The organism is Paenibacillus lacisediminis (genome assembly GCF_046567315.2).
Genome location: NZ_JBKIAX020000001.1, coordinates 147,178 through 169,396, shown reverse-complemented (window position 1 = coordinate 169,396; position 22,219 = coordinate 147,178). Strand labels below are relative to the sequence as shown.

Here is a 22,219-nt window from a genome sequence, read left to right as displayed (position 1 = left end):
AGGCAGCAAAAACTGCCTTCAACCCTTCAAAAAAACGTACTATATATATCCTCCAAGGGGATGTCCACTACAGCCATCACTTCGTCCGCGGCACCGTAATACATACGGATCGTTTGATCTAGTAAAATGGCTCCGCACGAAAACACGACCCCGCCGAAAAATCCATTCACCTCATATGCAGCTTCCGGCTCCAATACGGGTACACGAGATCTTGCTATCACCTTGGCCGGATCTTTCAAGTCGAGCAGCACTGCGCCCATACAATAGCGATGCTTGCTGTCTGCGCCGTGGTACAATGCAAGCCAGCCGCGATCGGTTCGAATCGGAACCGCGCCACCGCCCATACGAGCCGAATCCCAGCCTTGTTCGCTTAGCCCCATCAGGAAGCGATGGTTCCCCCAATGGTCGAGATCGGGCGATTCGGCAATCCACATCTCGGGGGAACCGAACGACTTCGGCACCGGACGGTGCAAAGCGTAGTATTTGCCGTTAATTTTCTCCGGGAATAACATGACGTCTTTATTTTCGGGAGCGAGCATAAGCCCGTGACGCTTGAATGTTCGAAAATCCCGGGTCTCCGCCAGGCCAACGCCAACGCCGCGAGCGGAGGCGGAGCTGTAAGTGATATAATACGTGTCCCCGATTTGGGTCACGCGCGGATCTTCAATACCCCAAGCTTCCAGAGCGTGTTCCGGAAACAAGGCCGGCTGAGGCTCGATGTCGAAATGAACGCCATCCTTACTTCGCGCCACCCGCAGATGGGATAAGGATGTGAGCATGACCGTTTGTCCGTCCCTTGCTACGAAGCGCGAGTCGGAGAAATCATAGCTCGGATCGGCCTTGTCGTAGCGCTCTATAAGTACATCGGTGCCCGCTTCGTTAAGCCGGGGGACGAGCACTTCGTCCCCCTGGTCCGATACCGGCGCTTCCGAAACACGCAGCAACAGAATAATTTCATCCCGTATTTGCGCAACGCCTGCATTAAAGGCTCCAAGCACTCGAAAGTCAGGGCGGGAGGGTGCAACGTCCCCGACCCGTATAACAGGATTTTGCGCGCAGCGTTTTACGTTCATGTGAGATACCTCTTTCCGTCTTTCAATGATTGTTATTTACCGGATGTAACGGCGTCGATTTGTGCTTGAATTTCATCGATCACTTTTTGTCCGCCGAGGCTCGCCATTTTTTCCTCCAGCGTCGCCTTGCCTTCATCCGCAGACAGCACGCCTTGACTAAGCGGCAGGAAGAACGAATCGTGAAGCGGTGTAATTTTGGCATATTCCGTCTTCACCTTTTCAGCGTTAAAGCTGAAGCCTGCCGTCGGACTAAGCGTGAAATTAGCCGGGTCGGCGGAGAAGTCGAACCACTTCTTGTCATCCGGCATCATCGTATCCGGCGTGCGGTTCAGCGTTGGCCGCCAGGTCAGCACAAAGCCCGGGAACGAATAGTTGGACAGCACCTTATAGCTCGTGTCGCCGACAGGCTCCCAATCCTTCCCTTGAATTCCGTATTCCATCAAATCGTGGTTTTCCTTAATGGACAACCAATTGACTACGTCCATAGCCAAATCGCTGTGCTTGGATGAAGTCGGAATGCAAAGGAAATTCCATTGCTGGAAAGCGGTATACGGCTTGGCCTTATCACCGTTCGGAACGAAAACCTCAAGCTTGTCGCTGCCACCCTTCAGCATATCCGAATATTTCAATCCCTCCACACCGTCAGCCGCATAATAGGTGGCCGCATATTTTCCTTGTTTAAACAGTGTTTCTGCATTTTGCTCCTGCGCAATATTTTTGGAAATTATACCGTCCTTGTAGTATTTGGTGACGCGTTCATAACCATCGGCAATCATCGGGCTTGCCCATTGACCGACAACTTTCTTGTCCTTGGTTGAATAGGAGAACATGCTGACGCCGATTTCCAGCACTTCATCGAGCGCCAGATTAGCGGATTCGCTCAGGATAAATGGAAGTTTATCGGCCTTGATGCCGTTAATGACGAAGGGTCTGACGTCCTTCTCGTTTTCCTTGACCGTATACAAAAATTTCTCCAGATCTTCGAGCGTTTTCAACTCGGGAAGTCCGTATTTCTCGCGCAAATCTTTGCGGATAAGCAGGCCGTATACCGGGCCTTGGGTGGTGCCGAGCGGAATGCCCATAATTTTGCCGTCGAATTTGTTATATTCCCACATTTCATCGGGAATGGACGCTTTAAGCTCCGGACGCTCGGCCACCATGGCATCCAGTTCCAGCAAAGAATTGCTGGCGATCATCTGATTCATCGACAACCATGGGGCATCCAAATACATATCGAAATCTTCCCCGGCAGACATCTTCACAGATACCGCATTCCCGTAATCGGACCACGGCAAGAAATTGATATTCAAGGCCGCTCCGACGTTGTCCGCTTTCAATTTGTCGTTGACCGCCTGCAGCACATCGTCAAAGCCCGCCGGCTTATCCCCCGGGAAATAAGCTTTCAGGGTCACCGTTTCCTTCGGTGCGGATGTAGTGCTTTCCGTATTCGTTGAAGCATTCCCTTTATTGCCGCCAGTCTCCGTTTTGCCTCCGCAGCCCGCCAGCATCAATGACAAAGCCAATACTGTGGCCGTCACCGCGCCAAACCATTTTTTCAATCTCATTTCGTTAACCTCCCTTTATATAATGAAGAAAAACAGTATCTATGATTAACCGGGCTTATCCGGTTAATGCCGGAAATCCTCGATTACCCTTTGACAGCTCCTACCGTTAGACCTTTGACAAAATACTTTTGAAGCAAGGGATACAGCAAGACAATCGGGCCAATCGTCAGCACGGTTGTCGCCATCCGCACGCCATAGGTTGGTGGCGTTACGGCAATGGCTGCGGCGGCGGGAATGAGATTTCTGGCGGCCTCCATATTGGATACCATCCGGCGCAGAATCAATTGCAGCGGGAACAGCTTCTCATTATCCACGAACATCAATCCCATAAACCAGTCATTCCAGTAGTTTAGGGCATAAAAGAGACCGACGGAAGCCAGAATTGGCTTCGAGATCGGTATCATAATTTGAAAGAAAATTCTCATTTCATTCGCTCCGTCAATTCTTGCGGCTTCCTCCAATTCCTCGGGAATTGTACGGAAGAAACTGACAAGCAAAAAGACGAGGAACGGCTGGCATAATAATGTTAAGATTAGCACCCAAACGGTATTCTGCAAATGCAGCCACTGACTGACCACAATATAAAACGGAATGATGCCTCCGGAAAAAAGCATAGGCAAATAGCAAAAAATCAGAAACGGCGTTTGCAGGACATTCCGCTTATTGGCCAAAGAATAGCCGAGCATTGCGGAAATGCACAGCGCGCTTAATGCGCCTACGGCGGTGATAAAAATCGTGACCGCATAGCCGCTCAGCAGCACATCCGATTGCAAAACCGCTTTATAAGCGTCCAGCGATAATTTTTGCGGAAATAAAGTATACCCGTGCGCAATCAGTTCCCCCTCGTCCGTAAACGATCCGATAATCATCAGCAGAAAAGGAAACAGACAAAATAAGGTGAACAATAAAATGAACGTATAGGCAAATACCGTAAAAGTCCGATCCGCAGCACTCTGTTTCTGTCTCATCGTTACCTCCTAGAATAAAGCGGATTCTTTAGACACCCTTCGGGTTACCCAGTTGGCGGCAATGACAAAGATCAGACCCATAACCGACTGGAACAGGCCAACCGCCGAAGACATGCCGAAGTCATGCAGTTGTCTCATGGAGCGGAATACGAAGGTGTCGATGACGTCGGTAGTCGGATACAGTAAGGAATTGTCTCCAATGATGGCATAGATCATGGCAAAGTCCCCGTTGAAAATCTTGCCTACGGCCAGCAAAGTCATGATCATAACAGTAGGAACGAGCAGCGGCAGCGTAATGCGCAACACAATCTGCAGCTTAGATGCCCCGTCAATCCGGGCAGCCTCGTACAAATCCTCCGATATGCCGGTAATCGCGGCCAGAAAAATAATCGAAAGATAACCGGCTCCTTGCCACACGCGGATAACCGTCAGAATGAACGGCCACAGCTTCGACTCAAACATCCAGTTGACCGGTTCCAAGCCGAAATTTTGCAGCCAAGTATTGATCATCGGCTCTTCCCCGCCGAATAATGATTGGACAATCATTCCTACCACAATCCAGGACATAAAATAAGGAAGAAAAATGAGAGACTGCGAAATTCGTTTGAAATACTTATTGCGAATTTCATTGAACATTAGCGCGATTAATACAGCAGCCGCCGTAGTAAACAAAATGAACAGCATGTTCAGCACCAGCGTGTTGCGCAGGATGACCCAGAAGTCATCTGAAGTAAAAAAATAGTTGAAGTTTTTAAAACCGACCCATTCGCTTCCCGTAATTCCTTTGGCAAAATTATAGTCTTTGAAGGCAATCATAATCCCGTAGATGGGAAAATAACTGAACACGAGAAAGAACAGCAGCCCCGGCACGGCCATGGCATAGAGAAAAGGATTACGAACAATATGCTTCAGCTTGGACCGTTTCCTTGCATTAAGTTGGTATTGCATAGTTTTACTTCCCCCTTTCATCGAAACAGGCAATCGCATCTGCGTCCCGTTATTTAAAGTGCGAGTTCAAAAAGTCGGGTTTTCAGGACCGAGAAGGTTGAATGAAGCTAGGGACTGAGTAGCGCAGCGTAGCTGGAGGCTACGTGAGCAACGGAAGGCCCGGCTGAATTCAAGATTCGACGCCCGATCCACTTCCTGATCTGCTTCGTCATGGAAAGATGACTTTTTGAACAACCTCTTATACCCTTACCTTACCGAGCCCTCACCGCAACGGCAATTCCGGCAAGCTCCAATTTTTCCTGCAAGCGCAGATTTATGAACTTCCCAAAAACAACACTACCCTCGAAAATAACCGATTCTGCAGACGGGAATGCTCGTTATGCTATAATTAATAATCTAAAAATGATAAAAATCGGGAGTTATAATAACGGGGGATTCAGAGCAATGAAGTTCAGACTTCCACTTCTCACATCGTTGAAGCGGCACCCTACTTATATGAAACTTATTTTTTATTTTGTCAGTGCAAACGTTCTGGTTCTGGCTATATCTTTTGCGTTGCTCTATTGGCAGTCTTCCCAGACGCTTCTGGAAGAGATCGGCGATCATTCCGAATCCTTGCTAGTGAACAGTGCCCGGAACACAGCGCGACTGATGGAATGGTCTTTGGAATTCAGCTTCTCCTCCAGCGATGACAGTACCCTTAAGGTGAATGCCCTTTCGGATCAATACAGCGATTTTGAAACTTATGAGGTATGGAGACGGCTTACCGACATTAAGAACGCCAATCCGTCTATCGATTCGGTATACCTAATCAACGATTACACAAATACTGTAGTAGATTCCAGACTTGGATTGAGTGATGCGGAAGCTTTTTACGACCAGGACATTATTAAGCGCTTGCGGGATCCGGCTACAACGGATCACAGCGTTCTCATTCCGAGAACCTTGTCCATTCCGCTTGTCGGGATTAAGGCCAAAGAGGTAATTAGCATCGTAAGATTTTACGAAAAAGGCAGTTCCATCTCGGCTTTCGTTCTGAATATAGATACTGATAATTTAATGACCTTGCTTCAGAACAATTCGAATTATGCGAACAGGTCGGTCACTGTTCTGAATGATCGGGATGAGACGGTTTTTAGCAGCATTCCTTTGAATCAGGAACAAGTTGCGGAGCTCAGGAGCCAAGGGAATAAGGGCGAAAGCGGATGGAAGCTGTTTCAGCCCAGTAATCAGGAAGAGCAACTGATGGTTTACGCCGGCTCCTCCATCAAAGGAATTCAGGATTGGACCTTTATCGAAACTGTACCGAAGTCTGTCATTTTGGGAAAAATCACTGTTCTTCGCAACACAAGCCTGATCTTGTTCCTCATTCTGTTCGTAGCATCATTGACCGTTATCGTTCTGATTTCCAAACGGGTGTACTCGCCTATTCAAGAACTGATTAGCAGAGTGATGCGGCAGCATCAAGCGGAAAAGCCCGGCGAAGGATATAGCGCAAATGAACTTGACTACTTATCCAATGTGTTTACAGCCCAACACAATCGGATTTATGAACTGACCGAGCACTGGCGGCATACTAAAATTCTGGGTAGGGAGCGGTTTTTACGGGATTTTCTGGGGGGTATCTATCATACGGCAGAGGAAATATGTTCTCAATTTCAAGAATGGGGAATTGCTCTGCCGGAAGATCAGCTGTCGGTGGCCATCTTCCGGATCGACCACTTCTCGGAATTTACGGAGGCCTACCCGGAAAAGGACCGGCGTCTACTCCGATTTGCAATGTCCAATATTATCCAAGAGTCGCTGCAATTTTCCAAACACAAGCTGCAAACGGTGGACATGGGGAACGATCACGTGGCGGTTGTCTTATCGGCTCCATTGTCCGAAGAATTTGCAAAGAAGCTGCAAGTATCTAAGCAGTTAATGGAGCAGTATTTGTCAATCGGCACGACCGTCGCTTGGGGTAGGACGTTGCCCAGCCTGACCGACATGCATGAGGTATATATGGAGACGTATGAACTGACGCAGGAACGGTTCCGATTCGGGCACGGAGCGCTCGTCGTGAAAGCATGGCTGGCCGACGCGCCGGGAGAACTGTATCATCTGCCTGTGGACAAAGAGCGGCAGATCGCTCAGGCTCTTCCCAAGGGTAACGCGGATACGGTTCTGGAAATCATACGCTCAGCCGTGGTCAAGCTGCGGGGACTGCCCTATTTTGAATGTAAAATGTCGTTGATTACCTTGTTTATGAACATACGCCGGCTCATGCAGGAGCACTCCAGTCAGCCGCTGCCCAGTTCATGGGGGCTGACTTCTATCGAGAATCAGATCATACAGCAGGAGACGATGGAAAACGTAGTGCCATGGATGGAAGCGCTTATAACCAAGACGCTTGAAGACATTGAGGCTGCCCGCAGTCTGTCCAAAAACGCGGCCCTGATCAAGCAGGCGGACCAGTTCATTGAAGAACAATTAACCGATTCGAACTTGTCCGCAAAAATGCTGGCCGACCAGTTGGGTCTGTCCGTAAACTATTTCCGCAGTTTGTATAAAGCGGAGACAAACCAGTCGATTACGGAGAAGATATCGGAGAAGCGCCTAAATTACATTTGTCAGGAGTTGCTTGCCTCCGACTCGCCGATTGAGCCGATCATCCAGAAATACGGATTTTCGTCGCTTAACACGTTTTATTCCATCTTCAAAAAGGTGTATGGAATGACGCCAGCCCAATATCGGAGGATGCATAAGAATGGAAATTTTTGACATGGAGCACAAGCCTTTCAAATAAACGAACTGGCTTTCATTTTTACGTGATGGGGTACCTTTTTAGCTGAATATGTTCTATAGTGAAGAGGTTACATTAGCAGCATTGGGAGGAATTCTTCATGCGGACCACCATGAATCAGCTTGTTCGCTACAAGGCGTTTCAAAAACTGACGATCTCATATTTCCTGCTCGTTCTTATAACCGTCAGTCTGCTGTCCGGTGTCCTCTTTCAGCTCTTCTCCAGAAGCGCCGTCAAGGAGATAGACCGCAATTCCAAAGCCATGTTGTCCCAAATCACTTACGCCTCTGACGTGGTCTATAACCAAGTCACGACAATCGGCAATGCGCTACTCATCCAGCCGGAGATCATCTCGTTCCTGAACGACACGTCGGAGGACAAGGTAAGCAATTATCATATTTTTCAACAAATGTCCCAGATCGCAAGCTTATATCCTTATATTTACAGCATTGGGATCTACAGGCCTTCTACGGGAACAACAGTCGATACAGCCGGGCTTCCATTCGACTCCTCGCTCACAACCCTCAGCGCGGAGCGGTACATGGAATTCTATCCGCGTAGCCTGACCGTTGCCGACCACAACAACGATGCGCCACTGCAGCTCCTAACCTTTTTGCTGTACCCGGATTTTTCATTTCAGACCTCCGACAGCCCGCTCATCTACATTAATGTGGAAGAGCAGTCCATTCTGACGACGATCCGTAAGATCAGCAAAGCGGATGCCGCCAATAACGTTTTCGTCATTAACAACGAGGGCAAAGTGCTCTCCCATACCGATTCAAATTTGTTCCTGGAGGATTTGTCCAAGGAACAGTATGTGCAGCAAATTCTGAGTCAGGACAAGGAGGTGAACAGCTTCACAGCAAATATTCATAATAAAAAGCATCTGGTCACTTATGTGAAATCGGAGGAAATGAACTGGTATTTTGTAAGCGCTTTCCCCTATTCCGGGCTTATCTCCAACATTGACCGGCTCCGCAGCGTTACGCTGCTTGTGACGGCCGGGATCGTATTGACAGGTCTACTGATCTCTATTTTTCTGACCAAGAGCATTTATAGGCCGTTATCGACGCTGCTTGGGAAGATCATGCCTGACACGGATTCACCGGTCTCGGGTTTGCCGTTCATCGATGAATATAAGATGATGGCCGAGGTTTTCCATTCCTTGGAGGAACGCGAAAAATCGATGCAGTTCGTGATCAATCGCTCCTCCCGAACGATCCGTGAGCATTATCTGCACTCATTGCTCCGAGGACATCCGCTGGAATACTCAGTTCCGAGCGAACTAATTCGGGATATCGACGAGAAGGTGTCCGGGCCTTATTTTTGCGTGCTGGTATTCAAAATCAATGAGCTGGAGCCGGTAAGAGGGAGGAAGGAGGCGGATCACCAGCCGCTGCTGCGCTTCGCCTTAGGCAATATTGCAAAAGAGGTGCTGGAGCATATCGGGGCATGTGATTACCTGATAATGGGGGAGAATGAAGCCGCCGCGATCCTTCAGTGCGCGAAAAACCAAACGCCGGAGGAGCTCAAGCCCGCGTTGCGCAATATTCAGAGCTTTTTGAATCGTTACTTTAAGGTGACGGTATCCATCGGCATAGGGGATATAAGCTATGGCAGGAAGAATATCCCTTCCTCCTATACTTCGGCGCAGCAGTATGTTAAATATCGACTGCTCTACGGAAAGGAATCGATTCTGGATGCCCTAGCAACGCGCCCCCATATGATGATGGCCTTGAGCTATCCCGGCGTCTACGAGAAGAAGCTAGTCGATGCTGTGCAGTCCGGCAAGCCGGAGCCTATCCGGGATGCAATCGGACAATTCGTAGAACAAATCTCATACGGCTCAATCAATCAGGTCATTACCTACAGCATCCAGCTCATGTTGTCCTTGCTCAAACACTTTGACTATTTACAGCATGTGCCGGATTCCAATTTCAACGAGTATCTGGTTGCGGTGACCGATATTGAATCCGCCGAACATCTGACGGAAATCAAAGACATCTTCCAGCGGTATTGTTTCAATATCTGCGCATTAATCGAAGAGAAGAATCACTGGATGAATGCCCAGAAGCATAATGTTATCATTGAGAAGGTACAAAATTACATCCAGGAGCATTACGCCGAGCCGAATTTATCTCTGGAGCTGGTGTCCAACTTCGCCGGCCTGTCGCCCAGCTATCTAGGAAAGCTGTTCAAAGGAGCAACCCGGCAATCGTTCAGTGAATACCTGAACCACACCAGGCTGGAGAAAGCAAAGGATTTGCTTGCTTCCACCCATGAGACTATAGCTAAAATCAGTGAATCGGTTGGCATGTACAATATCACTTACTTCTCCACGTTGTTCAAGAAAAAGTATGGCTTGACTCCCTCTGCCTTCCGCGAGCAGGTGGCGATGAAAAGTCCTGAAAGCGCTGGAGAATTAGGCGAAAAATTCGGTTTCAAGCATTTCGGTTGATTTAAGCAACGTGATCGTATAGGCGTCGCGCGCGCTCTCATTATGGAGGTCGGAAGTATGAAATTGCTCGATCTTTTTCCCGTCTTTCATCACTATAATATCTTGGCACAGTCCGGGCACAAGCGAGAGATCATGGGTAATGAACAGAAGAGACAACCCTTGTTCCTGCTGAATGGACTTAAGCAGTTCGATGATCCGCTGTTGTAATACGATATCAAGGTTCGAGACAATTTCATCACAGATCAATAGTTTGGGATGAATGATCAGTGCTTTGGCCAGGCAAGCTCTTTGATACTGGCCCCCGCTTAATTTACCTGGCCGGTATCTAAGAAGCTCCTCACGAAGCCCTACCTTGTCTAAATACTCTACAATTCTGTTTTTACGTTCCGTTCTGTTCAAGCTTGTAAAGTTCTTTAACGGTTCTTCCAAGCACTGAAACAAGCTCATCGCCGGGTTTAATGTTGAGGCTGTATTTTGAAAAACAATCTGAATATCGCGATACCACTCTTTATACGGTTTTATTCCTTTGCCGGGCAGGTGTTGCCCGTTAAATATAATTTGACCCGAAGTCGGTTGCTTTAAGGCCATAATCAGCTGGGCCAGCGTTGATTTGCCGCTGCCGCTCTCGCCTACGATGGCAAGGGACTCTCCATCTTCGATAGTAAAATTGATGTCACTCAGAATTTGCTTTCCATTCATTTCTTTGCACAGTTGTTGAACTTGAAGCATTCGGGCTGGCACCTCCTTTGCTAAGGAGCCTTTGCGATCGATACCTGCATAATTGCTTGGTATATTCATGCTCGGGTTGTCCTAATATTCGCTCGGCCCTTCCCTGCTCTATGATTTCTCCGTCACGCATCACACCGATCGTATCCGCAAGATAACTTGCCAGGAGTATGTCGTGCGTAATAAACAACATACTCATGTTCAGCTCCAATATCAGATGATGCAATAAGGAGATGACTTCAGCCTGGGTTGTGACATCAAGCGCGCTCGTCGGTTCATCGGCGATGACAACTTCAGGTTTTAACAGAAGCGCCATCGCAATCATGACACGTTGATTCATTCCGCCGCTCAGCTCATAAGAATAACTTTTCATCATATGCGCCGTATCTTTCAAGAACACTTGAGACAGCATCTTTTCCGCTTGTTTCTCAGCCTCATGCCTCGATACCGGTAAATGACTAAGCATAAGATCACATAATTGTCTGCCAATCGGAATCGCTGGATGCAATGCTTGTTCTGGGTGCTGAAAAATGACGCCCACATGTCTCCCCCTGATTTTACGCCAGTCCTTTTGGGATAAACGATTCAGGTTTTTGCCGCGCAACAGGATATCGCCCGACATTTGCAGATCGGCAGGAAGCATTCCTAAAATGGCTTTACTGGTTAACGTCTTACCGCTTCCGCTTTCTCCCAATAAGCAGTAAGTTTTCCCCGGTTCCAAACAAAAACTGCTGTTATGCACAAGCGATTGACCATTTGCGTTTCTAATATTCAGATGTTTTATTTCTACTGCGGCATCCATTACTTCTCCCTCCTGAGCCGCTCGCCAACAATCTGGAACGAACAGGCTGTCAGAAAAATCATAAAACCCGGGAAAAACCCCATCCATGGCGCAACCTGTAAATAATTTTTCCCATCCAACAACATCACACCCCATTCGGGTGAAGGCGGCTGCGCGCCAATTCCTAAGAAGGATAAACCGGATAAAGTTAGAATCACCTTGCTTACATCCAAAATCAGCATGGTTCCAAGCTGCGGGGCGATATTCGGGATCATATGCCGGATTATCGTTCTCATGCCAAACGATCCGCTTACCCTGCTGGCGATAATATACGGCTCCTTTTTCACATCATGGATCAAACCGCGAATTAATCTTACGTACTTGGCCCACCAGGAAAGAATCACCGCGAAATACACATTCTCCATGCCAAAACCGAGAAAACCAACCACCACAATGGTGAGCAGGACATTCGGCAAGGCCGTAAAAATATCCGTCACACTCATCATCAACAGGTCAAGCTTATTCCCCCAAAAAGCGCTCAGCGTGCCAACGAACAGTCCGATCAACATGACGACGCTGAGAACTATGAAAACGGGGAACACGGAGTCGCTGATCCCGTGAATCACCCGGCTCAACAAATCTCTTCCCAGATAATCCGTTCCAAACGGATGAGCAAGGCTTGGAGGAAGCAGCTTTGCTTGATGATTGGTTTGGAACGGGTCGTAAGGTGAAATCCATGATGCGCTCAGCCCGGTAACAATAAGAACCACTATAAACAACAAAGCCGTTGTTGGAAGTTTATTCGCCCGAACGAGATTCATCATAGTTCCCACCTCTGTTTGTCAAGATGAACACGCGGATCGGCCAAAAAATAAAGGATATCGGTCACAAAATGAAACACAAATATAAAAGCGGCCACCAGCAGCGCGCTCCCCTGAATGACGGGAAAATCACGGCGGTATATCGCCTCGAGCATATATTTGCTGAACCCCGGAAAACTAAAAATCGTTTCCGTAATGATTGAGGCTCCAAAAAAACTCGGTAAGCTAGTCGTGATTAACGTCATTATCGGGATGAACATGGCGCGGAATAAATAAGCCGGATAAAAGATAGCGGGCCGCAAACCTCTGGCTTTTGCCGCTTCAATATAAGCGAATTTACTGTATTGAACGGTGTATGAGCGCACCATCCGAATGAAGTAAACGCTTTGGACCAGGGAAATCGCCGTTACCGGAAGCACATAATGCTGTACGGAGGAGCTTCCGACAATCGGAAGAATCGGCCAGATCACACCGAAAGCGTACATGAGAAGAATAGCAAGCCAATATAAGGGGATCGACAACCCTAAAATGGTTACCGAATAAACCACGCGATCCGGAATTGAGCCTGCATTTAACCCTAACCAAATTCCTGCTGGAATTGAAATAAATATCGTAAGCAAAAAGGAGCCTGCAATCAGTCCGAACGTCGGGTCTAAACGGTCCATGATTTCGTTTAACACCGGTTCGCCGGACATAAAAGAATTCCCCAGTTCTCCTTGAAATAACTGAACAATCCAAGCCATGTATTGCTGAATAAACGATTGATCAAGCCCCCATTGCGCCTGCAAATGAGCCACCAACGATTGCTCCGGCACCGCTCCAATGTTTAGCAGCATCATCGACGCCGGATCCCCCGGCGCCAGACGCATTAGTGTGAAGACGAACAATGAAAACAGGACAAACGTGAGCATTAACATCAACAGACGATGGGTAATGGAACGCAGCATTATTGTGCTTCCTTCTTCAAGTGATGCCACTTTAAAGGATCGTCTTCTATGGCATTGAAAGTAAAGCCGGTCAGTTCGCGCTTATGAACAAAGGTTTGCTTGGCGTAGTAGATCGGCACCGACATCGCTTCCTCATGCATGCGAAGGAATACTTGGTCAAATAACGCCTGCTGCTGCTCTGCCGAGACGGTAGAAGCAATCTGATCCAGCAGGTCCGACAATTGCTGGTCTTGATAAGCAACGCCCGGCGTGGATGGCGAACTGTAGAATAAAGAAGACAGGAAGCGATACGGCAATTGAGCATCCGTATAAGTCCGATACATAAGCAGGTCATAATCCTTGCTGCTCCATAACGTATCGTAGTAAGCTGCCCTTTCCTGGTTCACAATGCTTACTTGGATGCCGATCTGCTTCATGTTGTCCTGAAAAATTTCCGCCATCTCTTTCCACTCCGGATATTCTTCCGTTTGGATCACCAACCGCAGCTGCAGGACTTGTCCGTCTTTCTCGTAAAGCTGCTTTTTCTCATTCCATTCGTAGCCCGAGGCTTCAAACAATTGTTTTGCCTTCTCCGGGCTATAAGGATAAAAAGGCTGGTTATCGTCCGTTACAAAGGCGACTTTCTCTTGAAACAACCCTTTGACCGGCTCACCGCTTCCATCTGCAAATTTACTCGTATCATTTCCGTAATTGATGGCCTGGCGTATATTTTTATCCGATAGAGCCGCATTGTTTTGGTTGATGACCAAAAAATACGACATCGTACTGGTGCCCGTTTCCACCACATACTTATCGTTATTCTGAAAAACACTTAGACTTTCCGCCGGAATATTGCCAACTTCCCCACCTGCGAGATCTACCTCTCCGGATTGCAGCGCAAGCACCCTTGCCTGCGGATCCGTAATGACTTTAAAAACAAGCGAATACTCCGCTGGTTTCTCCAACCAATAAAACTCGTTGGCAACCAGAACCGTCTCAACTCCTTGCTGATAGCTGCCTATTTTCCAAGGCCCCGTGCCGATCGCTTGGTGAAATTCTCCGTTCACATCTCCCGCAGGAGCCACCGCGTTTGGACTCATAATCCGAAAAGGCCTCGCCTGACTAAGCTCATACAATACTTGCGTTGCGGTTTCTTTAAACGTAAGGACGACTGTGTTGTCATCAGGGGTTTCTATTTTTTCTAGTAAACGGGATATTTCAAGCGTAGTATTCTCTTCTCTGCTGACCGCCCGCTCCAAAGAAAACTTAACGGCCGTTGAATTCAATGGACTGCCGTCCGAGAATTTCACTTGTTTTCTTAGATGAAAAGTATAGGTCTTTCCGTCATCGGAGATTTCCCATGATTCGGCCAAGCTGGGGGCAATTTTGCCTTCCCCTTCATATTCCACAAGTGCATCATATATAGCGGCATGCACATGCCGTGTTCCATTGTACGTCGCGGCATCCAGTTTATCTCCTTCAGTATCCTGGGTTACTGCTACAACGATTTGTTTGTCCGCTTCTTGGCCGGAACCGGAAACCGTGCTTTTGGCTTGTGAGCATCCCATAAGCAACAACAACGTCAAAATGGCGGCAACACTGAAACTATATCTGCTAAACATCTCTCTCCTCCTACTTCTCTCCTGCGATGTTAGTGATTAAACCGCTGCAAAGATCATGACCACTTGCATACGGAGTAATCTTTGTTTATTATTAATCGTAATCGTTACGATTTGCAACATATTTTTTTAATAAAGGAGACCCGGTTAATGACTGAGCATAAACTTGCACAACAATATCGTGATTATTGGGACAAAGGAGCAGAGGTGTATGATGAAATCGTAAATACCGAATTTGCAACGGATACATATGATCAATGGAACGCGATTCTGAGTGATCTTTTATCCGGAAAACGGAATTTAAAAATCCTCGATGTTGGAACGGGGCCTGGATTTTTTGCGGTTTTGCTTAGCCGTATGGGGCACCTGGTTACCGCCATCGACTCCTCGCCTGAAATGGTAGTCAGAGCTAAACAAAATGCGCAAAAATACAACTGCAATATCAAGATTATGGAGACGGATATCATCGAATATCAGACAGAAGAAACATTTGATATCATCATTTCCAGGAACGTCACCTGGTTTCTATACAATCCTGTTGCGGCTTATCAAAATTGGCATGGGATGCTGGGCGGCGGGGGCCAAGTTATTATTTTCGATGCAAATTGGAATTTGTTTTTGAGCAATCCCCAGGAGGCGGAGCTTTTCAGCAAGGCTAAGGAGGAGGCGATCGAGTTAGGTTACTTGCCGTACCGCGAAGAGAAAGACATCGAGGAAGGAGATCAACTGGCGCTTACCTTGCCATTGACCTACGTAAGAAGACCGGGATGGGACAGCGAAATGCTTAAGTTTATTGGTTTTACTAAAATCCAAGTCCATGAGGGATTCGATGCTGAATTTTATAGTGCTGGCGAAAAAATCCTAAACCGCCACAGACCTATGTTTGCGATCGTTGCCGAAAAATAGACGCCTTGCGGCGTCTATTTACGGCTCTTTGGAGTGATTTGAAGGGATGACGCTGCTCTAACGGACTCCAGCGGCGTTATTCGCCCATTTCCCGGGTATTTCCCAGCCTAACACACTAGCGTTGCATCAAATCTGATCTAACAAGATACATTTTCTAGCCACACAAATTTTCTAACGGATGCCACAAGCACTATTTGTTCCAAAAACGTTGATTTCAAATTCTAACGGTTGCCATGACGCTTATTTCACTTAAATCCGGTTATTTTGCTTAGATTCAGGCCAATAACAACGCTCACAACCGTTAGAATTTAGAATAGGTCTTTTTTTCGGAAAATAGCCACTGCTACAACCGTTAGATTTCCGGTCTGCTTTTACGGGAAATCTTGAGCAAAAGTTAATGCAACGCTAATGCCTAACGGACCCAAATGACCTTATTTCTCTCTAAACAAGCTCACCTCAGGCCAATTCGAGGAAAATCAGCGTCATCTCTGCCCGTTAATTTTGCATACCTCCGGTTTTTGCGCAGATAGCGCCTCTGGAGTCCCTTAGCATCAAGAGCCCTCTTCCCTGTAAATAAAATAATCAAAATCGGCATGTTTGCGAGTACCGCTTAAGTCCTGCGCGCACATTCCAATGAAGGTTCCCGTAAACCGGAGAGGATTGGCGCTATCATCCGAAAGGTGGAGAATATTGATTTCCGGGCCTACTGGCTTCCATTCAGAACCAGTGGCAGCATACGAAAACTGCAGTTTCTCACGGTTTAGTGTCGCCTTTAACTTGACCGGTCCATCGTCCGGAAGCGGAACATCCGCTTCAAGAAGCTCGTTGTACTCCCCTTGTACGGTTTGGATGATCCCAAGCACCCTTCCCGCCCCTTCCAAATGCGTTATTCTCAGGTAGACGTAATCATCCGTATCATAATATAGAATTAAGCCGGCCATTTGCTGAAAATGCTCCGGGTTAAACTCGATCTCCGTTTCAGCCTCGCAGCAAAAGGCCTGCTGCCGCCGAGCCACAAGGCTTTGTCTATGCCATGAACTTAGCGATTCCATCCCTTTTAGACGCAAGTACCCTTTCCTTTCACTTAAGGAGAGCCAGCTTGAATCCGGCGGAATGCGAAGCGTGTTCCACTGGATGCGAAGCTGCGGTTCGTCAAAATCATCTCTTTCAGGTTCGGTCTCAAACGGGTGAGCCGGCAGATTCGGAGCTTTCACCTCTAAGCTTGGAATATTCCCCGCGCCATCCAGCCGCAGCCAATCGTCTTCATCCCAATAGCAGCGCTGCAGCGCCGTTTCCCGGCCCAAGGTGCAATAGCGTTCAGCCGTAGGTCTTGCACAAAGATGGGCCAAATACCACTCGCCCGCTTGGGTTTCGACCAAGGACGCATGTCCCGCTTTTTGGAGCGACAATTCGGGATAGCCGAAGCTTGTCAGAATCGGGTTATGGGGAGCCACCTCATAAGGCCCGAAAATAGAAGCCGATCTTGCCAGAGTGGCGGCGTGCTCGTATTTCGTTCCGCCCTCGGCGGTTAGCAGATAGTAATAGCCATTACGTTTGTAGAGATGCGGACCTTCCGTCCGCCCAAGCTCGGTTCCTCGAAAAATGCTGGTCACCGGGCCGATTAATTTTTTCTCCGCTGGAGAGTATTCCTGAATAACGATCCCCCCGAACTGGTTCCTCCCTTTGCGGAAGTCCCAGATCATATTCAACAGCCATTTGCGGCCATCATCATCATGAAACAAAGAAGGGTCAAAACCGCTGCTGTTTAAATAAACGGGTTCCGACCACGGCCCCATGATATCGGTTGAAGTCACCAAATAGTTATGCGTATCCTTGAAGGCCCCTTTTCGTGACTTAACATCCGTATAAATTAAGTAAAAGATCCCGTTTTCGTAACTCAAACAAGGCGCCCAAACTCCCCCGGAATTTACGTTGCCCAGCATATCAAGCTGTGATATCCGATTGAGCGGATGAGTCAAGACTCTCCAGTGAATTAAATCTTTGGAATGATGAATTTGTATCCCGGGAAACCACTCAAAGGTCGATGTGGCGATAAAATAATCGTCTCCGACGCGAACAATAGATGGATCAGGGTTAAAGCCGGGCAGGATCGGATTTGTTATGAAATTCATTCTGGATTCCTCCTGATAGTCAGTTCTTTTTCAAAACTTCTACCTCATACGGGCCCAGGCATAAATCGCTCTCGTAGTTTCGGCCCATCAACATGCCTTGTCCAGGAGTGGGAATCGAAACATGCCGCTCCGAGGACGTTGTATTCACATACAGTACATAATCGCCGATCTGCCGCGCAGATACGCCCTGCGGCGTTTCCGGTCCCTTCTGAATATGGAGCTGCGCGTAGAAATGGTTCAACAACGCTTGTATGAGGTCAACCTGAGCCGGAACAGCCACATAGACCGCTTTCCCCTTTCCGTATGCATTAACGGTAACCGCAGGTAACTCTTTCTCCAAATTAGTGAGCGTAGCCAAAACTTCCGCTGTAGCAGGCTCCAAAATTTCATAATAATCGATCGGATCATCGAATGTCCGGCCATTCAAACGAATTTGCGGCGATTCACGCCGCAGGTCCATCTTCTGCTTCTGAAGTCCGCCTTCATTCATATCGGAATGATGGTAAACCGGACGCTCGAACGCATTCGCGCGAATGCCGAACACATCGCCAAGCCTTCCGGGCATGGATGTGCCAAACACGCGATTATGCTCATCCACTTTGGCCGAATAAGCGGTCATGATGACAGTCCCGCCTTGTTCCGTGAACTGCCTGATCGAATGGGCGGATGCCTCGTCCATAATGCAGTGGCCGGGAACGATCAACAGCTTGTATTCCTTGTCGATTTGCCGTAGGTCCACCACATTGCAGTCCACATTGTCTTCGCACAACGCCAGAAACGTCTGCATCATTTGATCCAGATAAGCCGTTTTGTAATATCCTGTTTGATTCTCGGACACTTTAAACGATTCGAAGGAATAAGCAAGCGCTACTTCCGGCCTGGACTGATAAGGCAACCCGATTGGCTTCAGTTTATCCATCTCGCAGGCAAATTGGCGGAATTCGTCCAACTTTCTTCCGGGAAGGCCGTCGTGATCGAGCAGCCCGTAGAGATACTGCTCTTCACCGCCCAGCATGGATCTCCACGTCCAGGCGCATACCGCTTCCGAACGGAACAACAATGACAGGTAAGCATACATGCGCAATACGCCTTTCGGAGGTGCATAAGCTCCGTTGGACCCGGTCTGGAATTCCAGACACCACATGCTCTCATCCTTCTCGCCGATCCGGTGATTCATCGTAAAGCATGCGCCAAACAGCGCGTTGCGGTCTTCCGGATTGACGCCGGGATAGAAGCCGACCCCTGGCAAATCGAAGATCTGCCGGTATACTTTCAAATAATCGAAGCCCAGCACAGGGTTTTCGCCCCAATGGTTCGTCGTTTCCCGTGCATTCGGAGCGTGCTGCCGGACGATCCTGCTTAATTCCTGCAGATAGGAGAGCTGCTCATCCGAGAAAAACCGCCGCATATCCAGCATTCTCTCCGGCGATCCGTTCTTTTCCCCGGAAACCGGAAATTCGGCATCTTCGAAGCTGTTCAGCTTACGGGACCATCTTTGCGCAGCCCAAGCACGATTCAATTCTTCCACCCTGCCGTATTTTGCTCTCAGCCACTCAACGTAACGCTGGCGGGCTTCTTTCGAGAAAGTGGGCATACCGCTGCCAACTTCATTACACAGGCCGAACGCATACAGCGCAGGATGACCGCCATACCGCTTGACCAGCGTCTCGGCGAATCGGTACGCGAATTCCCGAAATACCGGGTTGCCCACATCCTCCATGTAACGGTGCACCGGCTGCAGCCGATGCCCGTTGCGGTCTGTGAGATTGATGGCGGGATACTTCTTATGCAGCCACGTCGGCGCCGGACGAGTGGCGATATCCAGAACCACGCGCATGTTCGCCTCCGTGAACAAATTCATCACTTCATCGAACCATTGGAAATCAAAATTGCCTTCTGATGGCTCGAAGCTGTCCCAGCACAAATGTCCAAGACGTACAAGCTTGAATCCTGACTCCTTCATCATGCGAATATCTACCGGCCAACGCTCGCGCGGCCAATCATGAGGATGGTAGTTTGTGCCAACATGAATCATGTTTTTCACCTCAATAATCTTGTTTTTAGAGGTTGTTTAAAAAGTCGTCTTTCCATGACGAAACAGTTCATGGAGTGGATTCGACGTCGAATCTTGAATTCAGCCGGGCCTAGCGCATGCTTCCGAAGCATGTTTCCTTCGGAAACATTTCAGTTGCTCACGTAGGTTTGCCTACGCTCCGCTACTCAGTCCCTAGCTTCATTCAACCTTCTCGGTCCTGAAAACCCGACTTTTTAAACACTCACTTTAAGCTCAGTGCTGCTCCATCCCGGAAAGCTCGATAACGCACACCTCGAAAGGCTGCATCGCAAAAGCGCCTTGCAGGACTTTTTCCGTGAGCAGATCGCGCTTGGGGACCCGAAAAGTGACCGTCTGCTCCGTATGAGCATAGTTCATTAAAAAGGCGTAGCTTTTTTGCGTTTCTGCATGCGTTCGGATGGCCAGCTCTACATCCTCGGGCAACTCGGCCCATTCCGCAGCCGGGGACGTCAGTCCGATCTCATCAAGCAGCGCGCCGGCTACCGCTTCGGTAAACACGCTTCCGTAGTAATACGAGCTCCCTTCGCCACGCTTGCATCGTACGAGAGCAGGCTTGCCCGCATAATATTCGGATGCATAAGCAGCCAGCACTTCGGCGCTGTCCGATGTCACGCGCAAAATGTCCGCAAAAGCGTCTCCTTTAAGGACAGCGCCGCCTTCCCATTGTATATCCGGCGCCTGCTGCATTGGTCCGATCAGCGTAAAGTCTTCCACCTCAATCCCGCACAAATCGGCAAGCGTTCCCGGAAACGGCAGCATATAGCACTGCCCCGTCATATCCTTGTAGCCGCTGCGGCAGCCAAGCACAAGCGTCCCTCCGCTCTCGACGTACTGCTTAAGCAGCGCCGCCGTCGACTCCGCCATAATGGCCGGGTGCGGATAGACAAGCACACGGTATTTGACTAAATCCTCTACAGTCGTCGAGGAACGAATGTACTTCGTGTCAGCCGGGATATGGTGGCGCTGCAGCGCTTTGTACCATGCCAGGACGCTTTTCCCTGCAAGCGGTCCGTGCCACACATCCAGCTCGCCGTCCCATTCATTGTCGTAATCCTTCAGTATGGCCACCTCGGCTTGGTAAGTGGAACCAAGCAAAACCCCGCCGATCCGCCGCAATTCGCTGCCGATGCGGCCGGCTTCCTCGACGCGGCGGTTCGGCCGGTTATGATAATCGTTAATGCCGTGCCAGTACATCTCCGTTCCCATGGTTGCCGTCCGCCAGCGGAAATAGAGCACCATATCGGCACCATGGGCGATCGATTGATAGGTCCAGAGCCGCATCTGACCCGGCTTCGGCGAAGGCATCTTCAAGCGGCCCGCCGATCCCCCGGGGCCGGATTGCTGCTCCATGACGATGAAATTCGGCGAAACGTCGCGTACTGCACTCAAATTCAGGCTCCACTTGCGGTCCAGCAGCGGCCGCTCGCCTTGATCCGGCTGAATCGTGCTGAAATTCGGATACGAATCGTAGGCGAACACGTCCAAGGCATCGTCCGTCAGCCGGTGACTGTCCAGGTGACCGAACATCCCGTTTGTCGTGACCCATTGCTTCGGCGCTTTTTCCCGCAAAATGTCCGATTGAAGCTGGGCATAGGAAATCGCGCTGTCCGAGAAGAAGCGCTTCTCATCAAGCGCCAGATGCGGGTTCGATGAACCGCCCGCTGTCGGCCGAGTCAAAAACACCTGCGACCAGTCCGTATATGTCTGATTCCAGAACACTGTACCCCATTCCTGGTTCAGGGCATGAAGGCTGCCGTATTTCTCCTGCAGCCAAACGCGGAACGCTGCGTGATCGGCTTCGGAATAGAAGTTGTTGACTTCGCAGTTGAACTCGTTGTCGATCTGCCATCCGACCACTGCCGGATGGTCCCTGTAGTGTTCTGCCAACTGCGTAACAATCCGCGCGGTAAGTGTACGGTAGACAGGCGCATTGTAGTTGTAGTGACGGCGATGCCCATGCCGGTATAACGTACCGTCCTGCTTGGCGTTCAAACTTTCAGGATACTTGGCGGTGAGCCACGCCGGCGGTGTCGCCGTCGGCGTTCCCAGAATGACAAGCATGCCATGCCTGTGCGCCAGATCGATCGCCCGGTCGAACAGCTCGAACTCGAAGCGGCCCTCCTCCGGCTCGAAGATCGACCAGGCGAACTCTGCCATACGAATTACCGAAAAACCGAGCTCCTTCATCCGCTTAAAATCATCTTCCCAAAGAAGCTCCGGCCAATGCTCCGGATAATAACATGCGCCAAGACGAAATTGTTCCGTTCTCCAGTCGCGATCATCTTGTGTCATGTTCGGTTCCCTCCTTGATATAGCAAGTTGCGATCAATTGACTCTCTACCTATATAAGTTGAACTAATGATTGTACGTGATAGGGCAGCCGTGTGAAATGTTCTTACGATCGCTGTTGTTCGCGGATTTCTCTAATTGAACTAAA

15 protein-coding genes are annotated in these 22,219 nt (G+C 48.9%); 3 read left to right on the top strand and 12 right to left on the bottom strand.

Annotation, left to right across the window (positions count from 1 at the left end; translation table 11 throughout):
* Positions 1-26: 26 nt before the first annotated feature.
* The 4 genes from ACLD72_RS00775 to ACLD72_RS00760 form a co-directional block, all read right to left on the bottom strand.
* Positions 27-1,073 (bottom strand): glycoside hydrolase family 130 protein, encoded by a 1,047-nt coding sequence (locus ACLD72_RS00775; RefSeq protein ID WP_410995121.1) that lies wholly within the window; start codon positions 1,071-1,073, stop codon positions 27-29.
* 32 nt (positions 1,074-1,105) lie between these two features.
* Positions 1,106-2,638: an ABC transporter substrate-binding protein gene (locus tag ACLD72_RS00770; RefSeq protein WP_410995122.1), complete on the bottom strand. Its 1,533-nt coding sequence runs from the start codon at positions 2,636-2,638 to the stop codon at positions 1,106-1,108.
* 83 nt (positions 2,639-2,721) lie between these two features.
* Positions 2,722-3,606 (bottom strand): carbohydrate ABC transporter permease, encoded by an 885-nt coding sequence (locus ACLD72_RS00765; RefSeq protein WP_036624100.1) that lies wholly within the window; start codon positions 3,604-3,606, stop codon positions 2,722-2,724.
* Positions 3,607-3,615: 9 nt separating this feature from the next.
* Positions 3,616-4,554, bottom strand: coding sequence for an ABC transporter permease (locus ACLD72_RS00760; protein ID WP_410995123.1), 939 nt, complete (start codon positions 4,552-4,554; stop codon positions 3,616-3,618).
* A 495-nt stretch (positions 4,555-5,049) separates the two neighbouring features.
* Here ACLD72_RS00760 and ACLD72_RS00755 point away from each other — a divergent pair, with 495 nt between their 5' ends.
* Both ACLD72_RS00755 and ACLD72_RS00750 read left to right on the top strand, forming a co-directional pair.
* Positions 5,050-7,317, top strand: a complete 2,268-nt coding sequence (locus tag ACLD72_RS00755; protein WP_458475457.1) for an AraC family transcriptional regulator — start codon at positions 5,050-5,052, stop codon at positions 7,315-7,317.
* A gap of 122 nt (positions 7,318-7,439) precedes the next feature.
* The gene (locus ACLD72_RS00750) at positions 7,440-9,797 is read left to right on the top strand and encodes a helix-turn-helix domain-containing protein (RefSeq protein WP_410995125.1); all 2,358 of its coding nucleotides are present in this window, start codon (positions 7,440-7,442) and stop codon (positions 9,795-9,797) included.
* On the opposite strand, the gene ACLD72_RS00745 is transcribed toward ACLD72_RS00750, so the two are convergent.
* From ACLD72_RS00745 to ACLD72_RS00725, 5 genes are read right to left on the bottom strand one after another with little or no spacing between them, the layout of a single operon-like run.
* Complete coding sequence (locus tag ACLD72_RS00745; RefSeq protein ID WP_410995126.1) at positions 9,762-10,526, bottom strand: ABC transporter ATP-binding protein; 765 nt, start codon at positions 10,524-10,526, stop codon at positions 9,762-9,764. The genes ACLD72_RS00750 and ACLD72_RS00745 overlap by 36 nt on opposite strands.
* The gene (locus ACLD72_RS00740; protein WP_410995127.1) at positions 10,471-11,325 is read right to left on the bottom strand and encodes an ABC transporter ATP-binding protein; all 855 of its coding nucleotides are present in this window, start codon (positions 11,323-11,325) and stop codon (positions 10,471-10,473) included. Before ACLD72_RS00740 ends, ACLD72_RS00745 begins: the two co-directional genes overlap by 56 nt.
* On the bottom strand, positions 11,325-12,125 hold the full coding sequence (locus ACLD72_RS00735; RefSeq protein ID WP_458475455.1) for an ABC transporter permease: 801 nt from the start codon (positions 12,123-12,125) through the stop codon (positions 11,325-11,327). Before ACLD72_RS00735 ends, ACLD72_RS00740 begins: the two co-directional genes overlap by 1 nt.
* Positions 12,125-13,072, bottom strand: coding sequence for an ABC transporter permease (locus ACLD72_RS00730; RefSeq protein ID WP_410995130.1), 948 nt, complete (start codon positions 13,070-13,072; stop codon positions 12,125-12,127). Before ACLD72_RS00730 ends, ACLD72_RS00735 begins: the two co-directional genes overlap by 1 nt.
* Complete coding sequence (locus ACLD72_RS00725; protein WP_410995131.1) at positions 13,072-14,673, bottom strand: ABC transporter substrate-binding protein; 1,602 nt, start codon at positions 14,671-14,673, stop codon at positions 13,072-13,074. Before ACLD72_RS00725 ends, ACLD72_RS00730 begins: the two co-directional genes overlap by 1 nt.
* A 147-nt stretch (positions 14,674-14,820) precedes the next feature.
* Between ACLD72_RS00725 and ACLD72_RS00720 the strand changes: the two genes are divergently transcribed.
* Positions 14,821-15,576 (top strand): class I SAM-dependent methyltransferase, encoded by a 756-nt coding sequence (locus ACLD72_RS00720; protein ID WP_410995132.1) that lies wholly within the window; start codon positions 14,821-14,823, stop codon positions 15,574-15,576.
* Positions 15,577-16,127: 551 nt separating this feature from the next.
* Here ACLD72_RS00720 and ACLD72_RS00715 read toward each other — a convergent pair.
* The 3 genes from ACLD72_RS00715 to ACLD72_RS00705 all read right to left on the bottom strand — a co-directional run bounded on the left by ACLD72_RS00715 (position 16,128) and on the right by ACLD72_RS00705 (position 22,074).
* Complete coding sequence (locus ACLD72_RS00715; RefSeq protein ID WP_410995134.1) at positions 16,128-17,708, bottom strand: glycoside hydrolase family 43 protein; 1,581 nt, start codon at positions 17,706-17,708, stop codon at positions 16,128-16,130.
* 19 nt (positions 17,709-17,727) lie between these two features.
* Entirely contained in the window at positions 17,728-19,743 is a 2,016-nt protein-coding gene (locus tag ACLD72_RS00710) for a beta-galactosidase (RefSeq protein ID WP_410995135.1), read from the bottom strand.
* Positions 19,744-19,995: 252 nt separating this feature from the next.
* On the bottom strand, positions 19,996-22,074 hold the full coding sequence (locus ACLD72_RS00705) for a beta-galactosidase (protein ID WP_410995136.1): 2,079 nt from the start codon (positions 22,072-22,074) through the stop codon (positions 19,996-19,998).
* Between the last annotated feature and the right edge of the window lie 145 nt (positions 22,075-22,219).

Bases quoted from the DNA above. Each gene is read 5' to 3' on its own strand.
- ACLD72_RS00755 (WP_458475457.1), top strand. From the start codon at position 5,050: ATGAAACTTATTTTTTATTTTGTCAGTGCAAACGTTCTGGTTCTGGCT.
- ACLD72_RS00730 (WP_410995130.1), bottom strand. From the start codon at position 13,072: ATGCTGCGTTCCATTACCCATCGTCTGTTGATGTTAATGCTCACGTTT.
- ACLD72_RS00715 (WP_410995134.1), bottom strand. From the start codon at position 17,708: ATGAATTTCATAACAAATCCGATCCTGCCCGGCTTTAACCCTGATCCA.
- ACLD72_RS00725 (WP_410995131.1), bottom strand. From the start codon at position 14,673: ATGTTTAGCAGATATAGTTTCAGTGTTGCCGCCATTTTGACGTTGTTG.
- ACLD72_RS00770 (WP_410995122.1), bottom strand. From the start codon at position 2,638: ATGAGATTGAAAAAATGGTTTGGCGCGGTGACGGCCACAGTATTGGCT.
- ACLD72_RS00760 (WP_410995123.1), bottom strand. From the start codon at position 4,554: ATGCAATACCAACTTAATGCAAGGAAACGGTCCAAGCTGAAGCATATT.
- ACLD72_RS00765 (WP_036624100.1), bottom strand. From the start codon at position 3,606: ATGAGACAGAAACAGAGTGCTGCGGATCGGACTTTTACGGTATTTGCC.
- ACLD72_RS00710 (WP_410995135.1), bottom strand. From the start codon at position 19,743: ATGATTCATGTTGGCACAAACTACCATCCTCATGATTGGCCGCGCGAG.
- ACLD72_RS00720 (WP_410995132.1), top strand. From the start codon at position 14,821: ATGACTGAGCATAAACTTGCACAACAATATCGTGATTATTGGGACAAA.
- ACLD72_RS00735 (WP_458475455.1), bottom strand. From the start codon at position 12,125: ATGAATCTCGTTCGGGCGAATAAACTTCCAACAACGGCTTTGTTGTTT.
- ACLD72_RS00750 (WP_410995125.1), top strand. From the start codon at position 7,440: ATGCGGACCACCATGAATCAGCTTGTTCGCTACAAGGCGTTTCAAAAA.
- ACLD72_RS00775 (WP_410995121.1), bottom strand. From the start codon at position 1,073: ATGAACGTAAAACGCTGCGCGCAAAATCCTGTTATACGGGTCGGGGAC.
- ACLD72_RS00705 (WP_410995136.1), bottom strand. From the start codon at position 22,074: ATGACACAAGATGATCGCGACTGGAGAACGGAACAATTTCGTCTTGGC.
- ACLD72_RS00740 (WP_410995127.1), bottom strand. From the start codon at position 11,325: ATGGATGCCGCAGTAGAAATAAAACATCTGAATATTAGAAACGCAAAT.
- ACLD72_RS00745 (WP_410995126.1), bottom strand. From the start codon at position 10,526: ATGCTTCAAGTTCAACAACTGTGCAAAGAAATGAATGGAAAGCAAATT.